Origin of the sequence: Brevibacillus jepli, assembly GCF_047229145.1 — a bacterium.
In the GTDB taxonomy this organism is placed as follows: domain Bacteria; phylum Bacillota; class Bacilli; order Brevibacillales; family Brevibacillaceae; genus Brevibacillus.
In genome coordinates this window covers 48979-64791 of sequence record NZ_JBFEFW010000018.1, presented here as the reverse complement: position 1 = coordinate 64791, position 15813 = coordinate 48979, and the positions used below count along the sequence as shown (strand labels likewise).

General features: G+C 49.0%; 14 protein-coding genes. 11 read left to right on the top strand and 3 right to left on the bottom strand.

What is annotated here, in order from left to right:
• Nucleotides 1-12 precede the first annotated feature (12 nt).
• The 8 genes from pnpS (at nucleotide 13) to AB1L17_RS19540 (ending at nucleotide 9407) form a co-directional block, all read left to right on the top strand.
• On the top strand, nucleotides 13-1776 hold the full coding sequence (gene pnpS, locus AB1L17_RS19575) for a two-component system histidine kinase PnpS (protein ID WP_412846769.1): 1764 nt from the start codon (nucleotides 13-15) through the stop codon (nucleotides 1774-1776).
• A gap of 109 nt (nucleotides 1777-1885) precedes the next feature.
• A complete protein-coding gene (gene phoU, locus AB1L17_RS19570) occupies nucleotides 1886-2542 on the top strand; it encodes a phosphate signaling complex protein PhoU (protein ID WP_412846770.1) in 657 nt (218 codons plus the stop codon).
• Between the two features lie 146 nt (nucleotides 2543-2688).
• On the top strand, nucleotides 2689-3777 hold the full coding sequence (locus tag AB1L17_RS19565) for a PRK06851 family protein (protein ID WP_412846771.1): 1089 nt from the start codon (nucleotides 2689-2691) through the stop codon (nucleotides 3775-3777).
• Between the two features lie 92 nt (nucleotides 3778-3869).
• Nucleotides 3870-4814 carry a VanW family protein gene (locus AB1L17_RS19560; protein ID WP_412846772.1) on the top strand — a complete coding sequence of 315 codons (945 nt, stop codon included), beginning with the start codon at nucleotides 3870-3872 and terminating at the stop codon, nucleotides 4812-4814.
• A gap of 671 nt (nucleotides 4815-5485) precedes the next feature.
• Nucleotides 5486-5914 (top strand): MarR family winged helix-turn-helix transcriptional regulator, encoded by a 429-nt coding sequence (locus AB1L17_RS19555; RefSeq protein ID WP_412846773.1) that lies wholly within the window; start codon nucleotides 5486-5488, stop codon nucleotides 5912-5914.
• 9 nt (nucleotides 5915-5923) lie between these two features.
• Nucleotides 5924-6583 carry an HlyD family secretion protein gene (locus tag AB1L17_RS19550; RefSeq protein WP_412846774.1) on the top strand — a complete coding sequence of 220 codons (660 nt, stop codon included), beginning with the start codon at nucleotides 5924-5926 and terminating at the stop codon, nucleotides 6581-6583.
• A 6-nt stretch (nucleotides 6584-6589) separates the two neighbouring features.
• Entirely contained in the window at nucleotides 6590-7819 is a 1230-nt protein-coding gene (locus AB1L17_RS19545) for an efflux RND transporter periplasmic adaptor subunit (protein ID WP_412846776.1), read from the top strand.
• Between the two features lie 13 nt (nucleotides 7820-7832).
• Entirely contained in the window at nucleotides 7833-9407 is a 1575-nt protein-coding gene (locus tag AB1L17_RS19540; protein WP_412846777.1) for a DHA2 family efflux MFS transporter permease subunit, read from the top strand.
• 60 nt (nucleotides 9408-9467) lie between these two features.
• On the opposite strand, the gene AB1L17_RS19535 is transcribed toward AB1L17_RS19540, so the two are convergent.
• Both AB1L17_RS19535 and AB1L17_RS19530 read right to left on the bottom strand, forming a co-directional pair.
• Complete coding sequence (locus AB1L17_RS19535; protein WP_412846778.1) at nucleotides 9468-9608, bottom strand: hypothetical protein; 141 nt, start codon at nucleotides 9606-9608, stop codon at nucleotides 9468-9470.
• On the bottom strand, nucleotides 9571-10515 hold the full coding sequence (locus AB1L17_RS19530) for a DMT family transporter (RefSeq protein ID WP_412846779.1): 945 nt from the start codon (nucleotides 10513-10515) through the stop codon (nucleotides 9571-9573). Before AB1L17_RS19530 ends, AB1L17_RS19535 begins: the two co-directional genes overlap by 38 nt.
• Nucleotides 10516-10639: 124 nt before the next feature.
• Here AB1L17_RS19530 and AB1L17_RS19525 point away from each other — a divergent pair, with 124 nt between their 5' ends.
• Nucleotides 10640-11383: an N-acetylmuramoyl-L-alanine amidase family protein gene (locus AB1L17_RS19525; RefSeq protein WP_412846780.1), complete on the top strand. Its 744-nt coding sequence runs from the start codon at nucleotides 10640-10642 to the stop codon at nucleotides 11381-11383.
• On the opposite strand, the gene AB1L17_RS19520 is transcribed toward AB1L17_RS19525, so the two are convergent.
• Complete coding sequence (locus AB1L17_RS19520) at nucleotides 11354-12136, bottom strand: divergent polysaccharide deacetylase family protein (RefSeq protein WP_412846781.1); 783 nt, start codon at nucleotides 12134-12136, stop codon at nucleotides 11354-11356. The genes AB1L17_RS19525 and AB1L17_RS19520 overlap by 30 nt on opposite strands.
• A gap of 141 nt (nucleotides 12137-12277) precedes the next feature.
• Between AB1L17_RS19520 and polA the strand changes: the two genes are divergently transcribed.
• Both polA and mutM read left to right on the top strand, forming a co-directional pair.
• Nucleotides 12278-14926, top strand: coding sequence for a DNA polymerase I (gene polA / locus AB1L17_RS19515; RefSeq protein WP_412846782.1), 2649 nt, complete (start codon nucleotides 12278-12280; stop codon nucleotides 14924-14926).
• Nucleotides 14927-14974: 48 nt separating this feature from the next.
• The gene (mutM, locus tag AB1L17_RS19510; protein WP_412846783.1) at nucleotides 14975-15802 is read left to right on the top strand and encodes a DNA-formamidopyrimidine glycosylase; all 828 of its coding nucleotides are present in this window, start codon (nucleotides 14975-14977) and stop codon (nucleotides 15800-15802) included.
• Nucleotides 15803-15813 lie beyond the last annotated feature (11 nt).

The following is a 15813-nucleotide window of genomic DNA, read 5'->3' as shown; positions in this document are numbered from 1 at the left end:
GGGGGATTTAAGTTGACTCGCTTTCGAATCAAACTAACTTTGACTATTCTGGGTTTAATCTCCCTCGTTCTTTTGGTGATGGGGATGTATTTTGCCAAGGTGTTGGAGAATTCCTATCTCCAGTCACTGAATGAGCTATTGTCCCGCGAGTCGAAGCTCGTCGCCCAGGCTGTCCGCTTCCCGAACGTTTTTAGCGATGAGGCGACGTTAGCAGAACGGGTCACACAAGTAGCACCAATAGATGAAGTACGGATTACGATCATTAACAAAGAGGGTCAGGTGATGTACGACAACTCGTCCCACGCGGATGAGATGGAAAACCACCAAGACCGGCCGGAAATGATGGCTGCGTTAAAAGGAGAAACGGGTATTTCTCGCCGTTTCAGTGAGACGCTCGGCTATGACATGATGTATGTAGCCGTTCCGGTTGAACTCAACAACGAAATATTCGGTGTCGTGCGGTCAGCGATGTCCATGAAGGATATTACCGATACGATCCACAAGATGTGGTACAGCTTGCTCACGGGCCTATTGGTTACTTTGGTAGTCGGATCGATTGTTGTTTCCCGCATTTCCTTTTCTATTATTCGTCCGATCGAGGAGATCACCCGGGTAGCCCGCAACATTACACAGCGCCAATACGAAAGCCGTGTGAGGATCAAAGCCAAGGATGAGATCGGCCAGCTAGCAGGCGCAATCAATTTCATGGCATCGAGTCTGGAGCAGCAGATGTACGAAATCTCGGAGAACCAACAAAGGCTGTCAGGTGTGCTGACGAATATGACGAGTGGTGTAATCTTCATTTCGGAGCAACGCAGGATCATGCTCGTCAATCCAGCGGTGGAGAAGCTGTTGGGGACAGCTGGACATGAAATCGTCGGGAAGCTGCACATTGAGGCAGGCAAGAGCTTTGGACTTAGCCAATATATCGACAGATGCCTCGACAGAAGCGAGAAGTTCCGTCAAGAGGTACACATCTATTATCCGCAGGAGCGTATCCTGGACGTGAATTTTGCTCCCTATATTAACTTCAAAGGGGAGTCAAGAGGTGTGGTCGTGGTGCTGCATGACATCACCGACATCCGCCGGCTGGAGAAGATGCGCAGTGACTTTGTTGCCAACGTATCTCATGAGCTTCGGACACCGATTACCTCGATCAAGGGCTTCACGGAAACCTTGCTCGAAGGCGCTATGCAGGACGAGGAGACGTGTCGCAACTTCCTGCAGATTATCTCGGATGAAAGCGAGCGACTATACCGCATGATCCGCGATATTTTGGATCTGTCCAAGATCGAGCAAAAACGAATTCCGCTGCACCTGAGTCAGGTACATTTGCAGGATTTGATTAGCTCGGCCGTTGCCATCATGCACGATCAGGCACAGCGCAAGGAATTGACGATCACACTTCCTTCACCAAAGCCTGATATTTGGCTGATGACGGATAAAGATTGCTTGCAGCAGATCATCTTGAATTTGTTGACGAATGCGATCGCCTACACGCCAGAAGGTGGAAAAGTCAACGTTAAGACACAAGCAGATAGCAAAAACATCACCATTCAAGTCATGGACACCGGGATCGGTATTCCTGAAAAGGATCTCACGCGTATTTTTGAGCGGTTTTATCGCGTAGACAAGGCGCGTAGCCGCGATTCAGGTGGAACAGGTCTGGGCCTTGCAATTGTGAAGCATCTCGTGGAAAATTTGCACGGACATATCAGTGTAGAGAGCTCGGAAGGAAGAGGGACAACCTTCACAGTCACACTCCCGATCACCTAAACGAACCAACTTCTGAAACATTTACACAAACAAAATAGTAGCTTTACTTCTACAATACAATCGCCTTGTACTATTTGACATGTCAGACAATAGAAGGGGGAAGAGGGAAATGACGCGGCATGCTTTTGAAGAACAGAAGGATATCTTGCACCGGAAGCTCATGACGATGGGCACGTTGGTAGAAGAAGCGATCCATAAATCCATTAAAAGTCTGGTAGAAAGAGATACTGAATTAGCTGAGCAGGTCATCGCAAGCGATTCTGTCATCAATGAGCTGGAGCAAGACATACAGAGCGATTGCTTCCGCCTCATTGCGCTGCAACAGCCGGTTGGAACTGATCTGCGTCGTGTAGGGACGATGTTGAAGCTGGTGACCGATTTGGAAAGAATGGGGGATCATGCCGTTTCGATTGCCAAGACAACCCGGCGACTGATGGCAGACCCGTACGTAAAACCACTCATCGATATTCCTATGATGGCTGATCACGTCAAGGCGATGGTACGAGATTGCTTAAATGCGTATATTGCACGCAATAAAGAAGCGGCAGAAGAGATCGCTGCACGTGACGACATTGTTGATAAGCTGTACTCCACGATTTTCCACGATCTGATTGAATTGATGACGAAAAACAGTCAGGCCATTTCGCAGGGAACGCATTTGCTCTTGGTCGCGCAATATTTGGAACGGATTGCGGATCATGTCACGAACATTTGCGAATGGATCATTTATATGTCAACCGGTAAAATGACGGATTTGAATAAATAATACCTGAATGGCAGAAGGCCGCTGTGAGCTATGAAATTGTAGCTTGCAGCGGCTTTTTCAATTGGTAGACAGACGCCTAATTTCCCTTTTGTGCATACAATACATCGATTCAATGGCAGCTAGAAGAAGTCCAGGAGGGAAAAGCAATGACGAGAAAAGTGCGCCACATATATGCCGCAGGGAATACTGCGCGAGGATACAAGACATTTTATGACTCCGTTTTGGGAGGATTGGACCGCGTTTATATTTTGACAGGGACGGTGGAAGGAATAACATCGCCACTGATCGAGTCGATCGGCAATCAAATGGCACAAAAAACAGATGAGGTGGAGTGGATTCATTCCCCATTTGTGAATGGACAGTTTGATGGTGTCATTCTGCCTGAATATAGGGTAGCGATTATGGATGGAAGCTATCCGCGCATTTGGAGACCGGCTTCCCCTGGTATAACGGAAATTCAGGTCAATTTGCAGGCGATGGTAAACATCGATAAGCTGGTAGATTACAAAGACCGGATTGCAGCTTGGTACGAGGAGATTTTTGAGTGGAGTGAAGATGCTTATCAAACCTTTGGTGAGGCACTGCGCATCCACGATGAGTGGGAGGCCCCTTACATTGAGAACCTGAACAGGGAAGAAGCCAACCGTATTACGGAAGAAGTAAAAGCGTTATTCTTCGGAGAGGAGCAATTAGAGAAGAAAGCAAAAGTGCGGCGCATGTACTTGGGGGCAGCAACTCCACAGGGGCCCGTCGATCATATTATGAAGCTGACCGATCAATTGGAGAAGCGCTATTTTATCAAGGGCAGACCAGGCTCAGGCAAGTCAACTATGCTGAAGAAGCTGGTGAAGGAAGCCCAAGCACGTGGCTTTGACGTGGAAGTGTACCACTGTGGTCTGGACCCGCACAGCCTCGATATGGTGATTGTTCCTGAGAAGGGCCTCGCCATTTTTGACAGCACAGCGCCGCATGAGTATTTTCCAAGCAAAGATACAGATGAGGTTATCGATATGTACGCACGCGCCATTACCCCTGGAACAGATGAGAAATACGAAGAAGAATTAATGGATATCAAGGTAAGATATACGCAAAAAGTGAAGGAAGCAACGGCCAGTCTGCTCGCTGCCAAGGAGCTCCGTGACCAACTGAACAACGCTTATCAGGAGGCGGTTGACCAGCAACGTTTAAAGGCCGTCACGCAAGCAATCGTCAGTAGATTAGCGAGGATGAGTTAATCGTATTCCGATAATCAGAATGAAACCTGTCTGACTGCTCATACTACAATAACGAAGATGATCGTTGTTGTATGAAGGAGGTGAGCAGCCGGATGGGTTTTGCTATGACGCTGGCTCTGTTACTATTCATCAATCCCCTCGATCCAACGAGCTTTTTGCAGATAGAGATGGAGAACAGAACGGTAGCTATTCTCAATCGGTCTGATTATTCTCTTCCCTTCGATGGTGTGCCTTTGGTCGATGACAGCAAGCTTGCGCGATTGGTGGAAGAATTGGCCAAACAGGCGTACATGGAACCGATTAATGCGACGATCAATAACGCTGGAGCCATCGTTTCTGAAACCAAAGGACGAAGATTAAACGACGTAGCTTTTCACGAACGCTTTTACGATTACTTTTACGGGACGGGCGCTGCTACAATGAATGTCAGCTACCAAGAGGTTTTCCCGAAGGTAGATAAGGCTCTCATGAGTCAGGTTCGCAAAAAAAGGATCGGACAATATGCGACCTACTTCAACGCAGGCAACCGCAATCGTGTGCACAATATAAAGCTCGCTTCACAGGCGATCAACAATTACGTGGTATTGCCAGGTGAAATTTTTTCTTTTAATAAGGTAGTGGGGAAGCGTACGAAGGAAAAAGGTTACTTGCAGGCGCCAATCATTGTAAGAGGAGAGCTGTCGGAAGGCATCGGGGGAGGAATCTGCCAAGTATCGTCTACGTTGTTCAATGCGGTAGACAAGGCGGGGCTGCACATTATGCAGCGCTATTCGCACACCAGAAACGTAGCATACGTACCCCCTGGACGAGATGCGACAGTGAGCTGGTACGGCCCTGATTTTGTTTTCCAAAACAAATACGCATACCCGGTCTTGATTCGAGCAATCGCTGGCAACGGAAGCATGTACGTGACCGTTCACTCTTTTCCTGAAATCGAACATGAGCCGCGAAATGTACCAAGTGTGCGCCGTACGACTCCTGAGGAAGCATTGGACGCTCCATCCATTATGAATGGAAATGAACCGACAATTCCTTGATGAAAAGGGAGGTGTCGGTTTTCTCGTTTTGGATACGAGGCTGCGGTGGGGAGAAGAATATTTCCAGACTAGGCTCAGTGCTCCGTCCCTCGGGGAAGCCTGGACTGGCCGCTCCGAAGGGATTAGCGGGGAAACGCAAAAGTGGTAGCCGCTACGTCGCGTGGGCACGGTTGCGTTTCTTTTGCCCGCCAATCCCTTCTCCGCTCGGTAGGACTCCACAAGTCGCTACGTCTGGAAATATTCTTCTCTGTCGTGACTGATTACGTTCTTCAATCTTTTAAGGCTTTCAAAACCCGGTGAAGACCGAAAGCTCGTAGAGGAAACAGGAGAAATAAGCGAAGATCTTTGGTACACCGACCGAGACGGAATGCAAAAAGCGAAATACGCCCTTAAGCGTCCACCTCTGAAACACATCCTGAAAGGACCACTTTGGACGCGGTTTCGCTTTTTGCATGGAGTCGGGCAGTGAATCCCGCAGCGGGTGGGACAAGAAGCTGAGCGTTTTCTCCTGTTTCCTCCCCACCACCACAGCCCGACCAACGCATGTTTTAAAATATTACCTAGTTAAAGTTTAACCTAAAGAAATAGTTGTCACGGAAAGAAAAACGCAGTATAGTTTTCATGTGTTAAAATTTCGTGTTCGAAATATTACCTAAGAAAGGAGTGCGTAAATGGATAAGCCATTACATATTCGAGACTTGTTGAAGCGATTGAACAAAACGTTTGGAACGATGGCTACAAAGGAACTGCGCCAATACGGTCTGACAGTCTCTCAGCTAATGGTCATTCGGGAAATCCATTGTGAACCAAAGACGATCGGTCAGCTCAGCAAAGCGGTTGATCTCTCGTACAGCACCGTATCGGGTATTATTGACCGTTTGGAGAGAGAACAAATGGTGGAGCGAATACGAGATGAGAACGATCGACGTGTGATCTGGATTCGCAAAACAGAGAAAATTACGGAGTTGTTCTCCAAGGTTAATCTATTCTCCGAAAGCTATTTTCATCATACCTTTCAAGGGTTTTCCGATGCGGATTTGGACAACATCATCTATTCAATGGAAACGTTGATTGCGAAACTAGAAGAAAGAGAAAGTTGAGGAGAAACCATGAAGCGAAAACTGGTTTTGTATGTCATTTTGCTCCTGTTCGTGGCTGGTGGTGGAGGGATCGGTTACTACTATTGGTATCAAGGTGCACACTATGTGACCACACAAGATGCCCGGATTGCAGGTGACATTTATCGGGTCATGCCCAAAATGACAGGCAAACTGACCGGACTCGCTGTCAAAGAAGGCGACACCGTCATTGCGGATCAAATCGTAGGGCAGCAAGATACAAGCAACGTTGCAACAACGATGCTAGAAAACAGCGTGTTGCGTTCTCCGATTACAGGAACCGTGATCAAGACGCAAGCAAAAGAGGGAGAGATTGTTTCTACAGGACAATCCGTCGCTCTCGTAATTGACGAAAGCAAATTGTACATCTCCGCCAATTTGGAAGAGACTGAGATCGAACGGCTGAAGCTTGGACAAAAGGTCGATTTTACATTGGATGCTTACCCAGGTAAGAAAATGGTTGGACATCTGATCGAGATCGGGAAAGCGACGAATTCCACATTTTCCTTGATGCCAGCGACCAACACGAGCGGAAACTTCACCAAGGTAACCCAGCGTATTCCAATCAAAATTGCTATTGATGACACAGCAGGTCTGGAGCTCGTTGCCGGATTGAACGCCGAGATCAAAGTGCACGTGAAGGAGATGTAATCAAGCATGAAAAAGACAGCACAATGGAAAGCAATCGCAGCAGTCATGGCGGCCGTCTCGCTCATTACCGCGGGCTGTAGCGAGACATCTTCTGCATCGCAAGCGGGGGAGACCGTCCCGGTTGTGAAGACGTGGAAGGTGACCTCTGCCTCTACGGGTGTCATCGCCAATGGTAAAGTGGCAGCATCTGAGGAGATCCAGGTCGTCTCCAAAGTATCGGGAAAAGCAGCCAGCGTGAACGCAAAAGAAGGCGCCGTGGTCAAGAAAGGCGACGTTCTGGTCACACTGGAGGCAGCCGACTATCAGCAGCAGATCAACCAGGCACAGGCAGCTATCGCCGGTGCTCAGGCAAAGCTGAGAGATACGAAAGCAGGAGCACGCAACGAGCAGCTAACGCAGCTAGCCAGTATCGTCACACAGGCCGAAGCCAGCCTGAAAGTGGTCGAGAGCAACTACAATCGGATGAAAGCACTGTTTGACGCAGGCGCTTTGTCTCCAGCTGAGCTGGAGAAATATTCACTTGATTTGGAAAAGGCACGCACGGGTCTGGAACAGGCACAAGCACAATACGATCTGGCAAAAGCAGGACCAACTGCTGACACGGTAGCAGCTCTGCAAGCGGAGGTAAGCCGTTTGGGCTCCAATCTGGAGCTGGCGAAAAGCAATTATGACAATACCATTATTCGTGCACCAATCACGGGTATCGTAGCCAAACGTTCGGTTGACCCGGGAGAAATGGCAGCAGCGGGGACACCACTGATGGTGCTCGTCAATATGGCAGAAGTCAAAGTGGAAGCAAGCGTGCCTGAGAACCAAATCAACCAAGTGAAGGTCGGTTCGACGGTAGATGTGAAGGTAGGCAGTCTGGGCGGAAAAGTGCTCAAAGGTACCGTTGAGTTTGTCTCTCCGATTTCCGATACGAACAGCAGCTCTTTCCCAGTCAAAGTGAAGGTAAATAATCAGGAGGGCTTGCTGCGTGCCGGGATGGTAGCTGAGGTGATGCTCCAAGGTCAGGCAACGCCAGGCACAAAAGTACCGACTTCTGCTGTACTGGAAAAGGACAACAAGCATTACGTCTATACCGTGGACGAAAATGTTGTGCATCAAGTGGAGGTTGCTGTGGAGAACGCGAGCGGCGACTGGACGACTGTCACGAATGGCGTAAAAGACAACGATCAAATTGTGCTGAACCCGACAGACAAACTGTCTGAGGGCAGTAAGGTGATCGCAAACTAACGGGGGTGTTGACATGGCGGAAGCGGTAGCACACCGGGAGGAGAAAAGCGGGAACGGCGGAATGTGGCTGTCTCTTCTCGCGATCCTCTCAGGTACCTTCGTTGCGATTCTGAACAACAGTTTGATTAACGTTGCCCTGCCCACCATGGTCAGTATTTTTGGTTCTTCCACAGAGACCATGCAATGGGTATTGACCGGATACATGCTGGCAAACGCCGTCATGATTCCGATGAGCGGTTCGCTGTCCGCAAAGTTCGGGGCGAAAAAAATATTCGTCCTCTCATTATCAGCGTTTACGCTTTCGTCTGTCCTCTGTGCGTTGGCGTGGAGTGATTCTTCGCTCATTGCCTTTCGTGTCGTGCAAGGTGTAAGTGGGGGGATGATCATGCCAATCGGGATGTCGATGATTTACATGATCGTTCCGCGCGAAAAGATCGGAATGGCATTGGGGATTTTCGGAATTGCATCCATGACTGCACCTGCTCTTGGCCCGACATTGGGTGGATATCTGATCGAGTTTTTGAGCTGGCAGTTTCTTTTTCTGGTCGGTGTACCTTTTGGTATTTTTGCGGTGATCATGAGTATGGTTCTCCTCAAGGAAACGCCGAAAAAACCAGAGCTGAAGTTCGACTTTTTGGGGGCATTTCTCGCCATCGTCGGATTTGGGTCACTGCTGCTCGCCTTGAGTAAAGGGCAGGCAGAGGGCTGGACATCCTTTTACATCGTCAGTCTGTTTTTCGTCGCCATCATGAGTCTGATCCTGTTTGTTTGGGTAGAGCTCGGAAAAGAGCAACCACTGCTTGATTTGCGTCTTTTGAAGATCCCTACCTTCACTATCAGTATTTTGACTTCTGGCTTCGTCATGATGGGAATGATGGGCGGAATTTTCTTGATGCCGATTTTCCTCCAAAACATTCAGGGAATGACGGCGATGGAATCAGGAATTCTGCTCATGCCACAATCGATTGCGATGGCGATCATGATGCCAATTAGCGGGAAGCTAATGGATAAGTACGGGATCGGCCCGATTGGGTTGATCGGATTGACCATTATGAGCGTCACAACGTATGAGCTGCACAATCTCGCTGCAGATAGCATGCACTCGTGGATCGATACAATCTTGACCATTCGCGGGATTGGGATCGGGCTATGCATGATGACGCTGTCGACAGTAGGGATGAATGCCGTTCCACGTACAAGCGTGGGGGACGCCTCTCCTCTGTCCAACGTTTTGCGTCAGGTCATGAGTTCGTTTGCGATTGCGATTTTGACGGTGATCATGCAGGCACGTCAAAATTTCCACATGGCGTCTATCTCAGACAATTTGAATACGGATATGGCCACACAGTTTATCGGCGGCATTTCAGGGCTTTACGCACAAGTAGGGGTAGATGCAGCGAGTGCAACAGGAGGAGCCAGCACGATTTTGTACGGCATGATGGCCAAAGAATCGTTGGTCCAAGGGATCGGGGATACCTTCCTCGTCTCGGTCATCCCTATTGTTCTCTCGATTCCGCTGCTGTACTTCCTGCATAAAAAGCCAAAAAAGAATCAAGAGATATCAGCACCACAGAAGGCCACAGCCTAATAGCAAGGGGCAATTCCGCAAGTCTTGTCGTAGACTTTCATGGAATAGCCCCTTCTGTCATTAAGCCATCAGCTTAAATAACCAATACAAAATCCGTCCGACGATGTAGCCAAGAAGAATCGTCCAGCCGATCTTCGCCCAAATACTCAGTCCTTTGACGAATTCACGCAAGCTTTTTCGGTGCTCCGGTTGCTTGTTCAACAGTGGCCACTCCTTTTGCTGGTTGGTTGTAGCGAATGAACAAATAAATACCGGCGATAATAATCAAGCCGCCGATCCATTGCGGAGGAGTTACCACCTCACCCAAGATGAAGTAAGCCAGAATCGCGGTTCCGATCGGTTCTCCCAAAATCCCCATGGATATCGTCGTCGTATTGAGCCATTTGATGATCCAGTTAAAAATAGAGTGACCGAGCAAGGTTGGGAACAGAGCGAGACAGAAGAACCAACCCCAATCAGCCGCAGGGTAACCGACGAGCGAATACCCGAGAGCCAGATCATAGCCGACGAGAATCACACTGGTAGCAGAATAGACGACGAGTGTATAGGCAAAGGACGACAGATGCTGGCGAACGTACTGCCCGACAAGCCAGTAGCCAGTCACAGTGACAGCTCCCATCAATGCGAGGAAATCACCCCACAGGGCCATGCCGCCTACCTGAAAATCACCCCAGCCGATTACGAAGCTCCCCACAATGGCTAGCAAGCCACCGGATAGGGCCAGCAATCGTATTTTCTCCCCAAAAAAGAAATAGCCGCCGATAAATGCAAATAATGGCTGCAAAGTAACGAGTACGGTAGAGCTCGCTACAGACGTGTAATTTAAAGATTCAAACCACAAGAGAAAGTGGCTAGCCAAAAAGGCACCAGATAAAATACAGAGTAGCCATACTTTTTTGGACATTTTACCAATTTCTGCGATGGCGCCACGATTCCAGAATAAAAAAGGAAGCGTTAGGAGAACGGAAAAAATAAGGCGATACGTAGCGATAATCGGTGCCGGAGCATCCGACAGCTTCACGAAGATCGCCGAGGTGGATATGGCGATCACCCCGATTAAGAGAGCCAAATACGGGGGGAATAACGGTTTTTCCAAAGATTGATTCATCAGTACACCTTCTTATGCGTGTAAGGTTATGTTTCTTTATTGTACAGTTGGATTGAAAAATTCACAATGTTATGTGTACCGCGTTGCTTGAAAGGTATTTTTTCAATCCGGTTATCCTACAGACATGAGAAACTTACAGGCTATTTTTCGAATGACTATTTTTTTTCTCATCCTCATCTGTATCCCGACGCGTAGCGATGCATTGCCGCTCACCTCCTTTCACATTTTGATTGATGTTGGTCATGGAGGTGTGGATTCGGGCACTTCTTATGGGGATTTGCACGAAAAAGATATCAATCTGCAAATTGCCAAACGACTGTACCGACAACTGACCGCTGCGGGTTACACTGTTGCTTTGAATCGACATGAGGATATTGCCCTGAGTGATGACAATCGTTGGTTGAACAATCGATCCCGGCATATTCGGGACCTGGCGCAACGCAAAAATTTGGCAAAAGAAATCGATCCCCAGATGATGCTCAGCCTGCATGTCAACTGGTCGCCTGATCCACGGCGTCAAGGCCCGATTATTTTGCATCAAAACACGGAAGAAAGCTACCTCTTGGCGGAGCTGCTGCAAAACTCGTTGAACAAGCTCACAGGAACCAACGATAAGCCTGTCAAGGGCAAGACGTACTACATGCTGCGCCATAACTACTGTCCGTCTGTCATCGTGGAGATGGGATTTATCAGTAGTGCGCACGACCGCGAAATGCTGACGAATCCTACATCACAAGAAAAAATCGCCCAAGCCATTTCAGAGGCCGTGAGCGAATACGTAAAGCTATCGGGAAATCTGAAAGCGAAGGCAAGCGTTGAGGAGAGCTGGTGGCGAAAATTAATGAGCAGTTTGCTGGATAAGCTTTGAAATGGTTACAAACTCGGCCTCCTTCTGAATTCGCGGGATGTACTGGCGCAGAACGGAGGCTGTTTTCTTGCCAGGGGGTCCGACATGACCAATCGCGATGCAGATCGGATGGTTTCCGATTCTTTGGCAGATCTTTTCCATTTGCTTCGTAATATGAGGGACAGTATAGATATCATCGAGAAAATATAGATTTTCTGCGAAAGGCACGCCCATTTCAGCTGCAACCTTGCCTGCAACGCTCTTGTCGGTCGTTTTGCTGTCCAAGTAGATCAGCCCGCGTTCTTTGACCACTTTCATGATGATACGCATGATCCGCTCGTCAGCCGTTATTTTTGAGCCCATATGATTGTTCATGCCAATCGCGTGCGGCACATCGTCAATCGCTTTCTCGACGCGACTGCGAATTTCTTCATCGGACAGATCAGCCGTGATGGCACCGGGACCTAGCCAGGAGCGTTTTCCTTTCATCGGCTCCATCGGCATATGCAAGATGACATCATGACCTTTTTGATGGGCGAGCTCGGCATCCTGCTTTGTACTTGGCAGAAACGGCATGACGGCGATAGTCAGAGGGACGGGCATCGATAAAATTTCCTCGGTCCCCTGCATGTTGTTCCCGAAATCATCGATGACAAATGCCATCAGCTTTTTGGCAGCGGGTTCGGGCTCTACACTCGGGTCAGCTGCCGCGGGAAATAAGCGAAAGGAAAGAACGAGTGCAAGTAAAAGAGGTATCGTTTTCCTCCAATTCATAGGATCACCTTCCTTGTCCAATTTTTTCATAGTCTGTTCAATCCGTTCGTTCTTTACGCGCGACATCTACAGCTTGGCTTTGGTGTTTGCCCTATGTTACGATTAAAGATAGTAGTTTTGTAACGAGAGGGGTCGAATTCCTTGAGTCATTTTGTGTTGATTGATGGAAACAGTGTTGCGAACCGAGCGTTTTATGCGCTCCCTTTGTTGTCCACATCGGCAGGACTGCATACGAATGCAGTGCTGGGCTTTACGACTATGCTGTTAAAAGTGTTGGAGGAAATGAAGCCAACGCATATTATGGTTGCTTTTGACGCGGGAAAAGTCGTTTTTCGCCATAGTGAGTACGCCGAGTACAAAGGGGGACGCAGCAAAACGCCACCGGAGCTGTCTGAGCAGTTTCCACTGATTCGGGAGCTGTTGGATGCCTTCTCGATCAAACGCTTCGAGCTGGAAGGCTACGAGGCTGATGACATTATTGGTACGCTGACCAAACAGGCAGATGAGCAGGCTTGGAAAACGACTGTCATTACCGGGGACAAAGATATGCTGCAGCTCGTGTCTGATCATGTATCTGTCGCTCTGACGCGCAAGGGTGTCAGCGAGATCGAGCTGTATACCCCACAAGAAATTCATGAAAAATACGGACTTAAGCCGTTGCAAATTATTGATCTGAAAGGCTTGATGGGCGATTCGTCCGACAACATTCCAGGAGTACCTGGTGTCGGGGAGAAAACAGCCTTGAAGCTGCTGCATGAATATGGCTCGGTCGAGCAAGTACTGGAAAATATCGATAAAGTCTCTGGCAAAAAGCTGCAAGAGAACCTTCGTGAGAATGTAGACAAGGCGAACATGAGCAAAGCCTTGGCAACTATTTTGCGTGAGGCGCCTGTTGAGCTGGATGTGCAGGAGACAGGCTATGACGGCTATGATGGTGTGCCTCTCAGCGAGTTCTTCAAAAAGATGGAGTTCAAATCGCTCTTGACCAAGATCAAAGTGGCGCAGCCAGCAGATGGGGGCGGACAAGCAGACGCCAAGCCGTTTTCTTTTGATTTGATTTCTGAGGAGAACAAAAAGGCATACGAATCCAAGCTGACTTCACCGATGGCTCTTTACATCGAAATGGACGGGGAAAATTATCATCGCGCGCCATTCTTAGGCATTGGACTGGCTGCAGAAGGAACGGTGATGTACGTTCCTTGGGATGTAGCGAAGGAATGGAAGGCGCTCTGTGCGTGGATGGCTGATCCAGCGAAAGAAAAGTGGGTATTTGACGGCAAGCGGGACACCGTTGGGCTGGCATGGCATGAGCTGGCGGTAAAAGGAATCAGCTTTGATGTTTACCTCGCTTCCTACTTGCTGAATGCAGCTGAGAGCAACCCGACCTTGGATAGCATCGCAGCACAATACGCACAGACGCGGGTACTGCCAGATGAAGAGATATACGGCAAGGGTGCCAAGAGACTCGTTCCTGAGACAGACGTATTGAGTGAGCATGTGGCGCATAAAGTGGCTGCGATTTGGCAGAGCGTACCGGTATTGCGCGAGCAGCTGGCAGAAAACGAAATGGAAAAGCTGCTCGGCGAATTGGAAGCACCACTGAGCATGGTGTTGGCCCTCATGGAAAAGCAAGGCGTGAAGGTAAACAGTGAGCGTCTCGTACAAATGGGGGAAGACTTGGACAAAAAGCTCGCGAGTCTGACAGATCAGATATACGAGCTGGCAGGTGGTTCGTTTAACATCAATTCGCCGAAACAATTGGGTGAAATTTTGTTCGACCGCTTGTCCCTGCCTGTATTGAAAAAGACGAAAACAGGGCCTTCTACCAGTGCAGATGTACTGGAGAAGCTGGCGCCTTATCACCCGATCATCGATGCGATCCTGACCTTCCGTCAGCTCGGCAAGCTCCGCTCTACGTATATTGAGGGCTTGACCAAGGAAATCCATTCGAAATCGAGCAAGGTGCACACGCTGTACAACCAGGCAACTACGGCGACAGGACGTCTGTCCAGTACGGACCCGAACCTGCAAAACATCCCAATCCGGATGGAGGAAGGCCGCAAGATTCGCGAGGCGTTCATCCCGTCAGAGGACGGCTGGTTTATGCTCGCGGCCGACTACTCTCAGATTGAGCTGCGGATTTTGGCGCACATCTCGCAAGACGCGAATTTGATTGACGCGTTCCAAAAGGGAATGGATATTCATACACGTACGGCCATGGACGTATTTGGTGTGAGCGAGGAAGAAGTAACCTCTTTGATGCGCCGTCAGGCCAAAGCGGTCAACTTCGGAATCGTATACGGCATCAGCGACTACGGTCTCTCACAAAACCTCAATATTACCCGTAAAGAAGCGGGTGACTTTATCGAGCGTTACTTCGATGTATTCTCAGGTGTGAAGAGCTGGATGGAAGAGATCGTGAAGCAGGCGAAGGATGACGGTTTCGTTACGACCTTGTTGAATCGCCGCCGCTACTTGCCTGACATTCGCAGCAGCAACTTCAACCTGCGTTCTTTTGCCGAGCGTACTGCGATGAATACGCCGATCCAGGGTACTGCTGCCGATGTCATCAAGCTGGCAATGATCCGCATGCAGGAGGCCATCGAGGAAAAAGGACTCGCTAGCCGCATGCTTTTGCAGGTGCACGATGAGCTTGTATTTGAAGTGCCGGAGAGTGAGCTTGAGGTCATGCGCAAGCTGGTGCCAGAAGTAATGGAGAATGCGTTGTCCCTCGATGTTCCACTCAAGGTGGACGTCAGTGATGGACGTACCTGGTACGATGCGAAGTAGGCATGCCTGGACAATAAAGATGGATAGACAGCGAGAGGAGGAGGGCATATGCCAGAATTGCCGGAGGTAGAAACCGTCGTTCGGACACTGCGTGGTTTGGTTATGGGCAAAACGATTGAGAGAGTCAGCGTCCATTTGGCACGTATTGTTCGCGAGCCAGATGACGTGGAAGCATTCAAATCCCTTTTGGTCGGACAAACGATTCAGGACATCCAGCGACGGGCGAAGTTCATTCAGTTTTTCTTAAATAAAGACGTACTTGTATCCCATCTGCGGATGGAAGGGCGCTATGGCGTGTATCAAGCGAATGATCCTGTGGAGAAGCATACCCACGTCGTTTTCCACTTTACAGACGGAACGGAGCTTCGTTATCGGGATGTTCGCCAGTTCGGAACGATGGATCTTTTCCCTAAAGGGAAGGAAACAAGCGTCGGACCTTTGGCAAAACTTGGGGTAGAACCGCTCGATGAGAGTTTTACCCCTGAAGTTTTGGGGAAATTGTTAAAGGGACGACCAACAAAAATCAAGCCGCTTCTTCTAAACCAGGAATGTATTGTAGGGCTGGGGAATATTTATGTGGACGAGTCACTCTTTAAAGCAGGTATTCACCCGGAGAAACCAGCAGGAAAGCTGACGGATAAAGAAGTCATCCGACTGCACGAAAGCATCGTCTCCACCTTGCAAGAAGCAGTGGAGCAGGGAGGCAGCTCCATTAAGTCGTATGTGAACGGACAGGGCGAGATGGGGATGTTCCAGCAATCGCTTTTGGTTTACGGACGAAAAGATGAGGCTTGCATGAAGTGTGGGGCCGAAATCGTTCGGTTTGTAGTCGGCGGCAGAGGGACACATATTTGTCCTGCGTGCCAAAAGATATAGTAGATAACATT

What these genes read in the sequence shown, in the direction of transcription:
- phoU (WP_412846770.1), top strand. Translation starts at nt 1,886, where the DNA reads ATGACGCGGCATGCTTTTGAAGAACAGAAGGATATCTTGCACCGGAAG.
- AB1L17_RS19565 (WP_412846771.1), top strand. Translation starts at nt 2,689, where the DNA reads ATGACGAGAAAAGTGCGCCACATATATGCCGCAGGGAATACTGCGCGA.
- AB1L17_RS19560 (WP_412846772.1), top strand. Translation starts at nt 3,870, where the DNA reads ATGGGTTTTGCTATGACGCTGGCTCTGTTACTATTCATCAATCCCCTC.
- AB1L17_RS19555 (WP_412846773.1), top strand. Translation starts at nt 5,486, where the DNA reads ATGGATAAGCCATTACATATTCGAGACTTGTTGAAGCGATTGAACAAA.
- AB1L17_RS19550 (WP_412846774.1), top strand. Translation starts at nt 5,924, where the DNA reads ATGAAGCGAAAACTGGTTTTGTATGTCATTTTGCTCCTGTTCGTGGCT.
- AB1L17_RS19545 (WP_412846776.1), top strand. Translation starts at nt 6,590, where the DNA reads ATGAAAAAGACAGCACAATGGAAAGCAATCGCAGCAGTCATGGCGGCC.
- AB1L17_RS19540 (WP_412846777.1), top strand. Translation starts at nt 7,833, where the DNA reads ATGGCGGAAGCGGTAGCACACCGGGAGGAGAAAAGCGGGAACGGCGGA.
- AB1L17_RS19530 (WP_412846779.1), bottom strand. Translation starts at nt 10,515, where the DNA reads ATGAATCAATCTTTGGAAAAACCGTTATTCCCCCCGTATTTGGCTCTC.
- AB1L17_RS19525 (WP_412846780.1), top strand. Translation starts at nt 10,640, where the DNA reads ATGAGAAACTTACAGGCTATTTTTCGAATGACTATTTTTTTTCTCATC.
- AB1L17_RS19520 (WP_412846781.1), bottom strand. Translation starts at nt 12,136, where the DNA reads ATGAATTGGAGGAAAACGATACCTCTTTTACTTGCACTCGTTCTTTCC.
- mutM (WP_412846783.1), top strand. Translation starts at nt 14,975, where the DNA reads ATGCCAGAATTGCCGGAGGTAGAAACCGTCGTTCGGACACTGCGTGGT.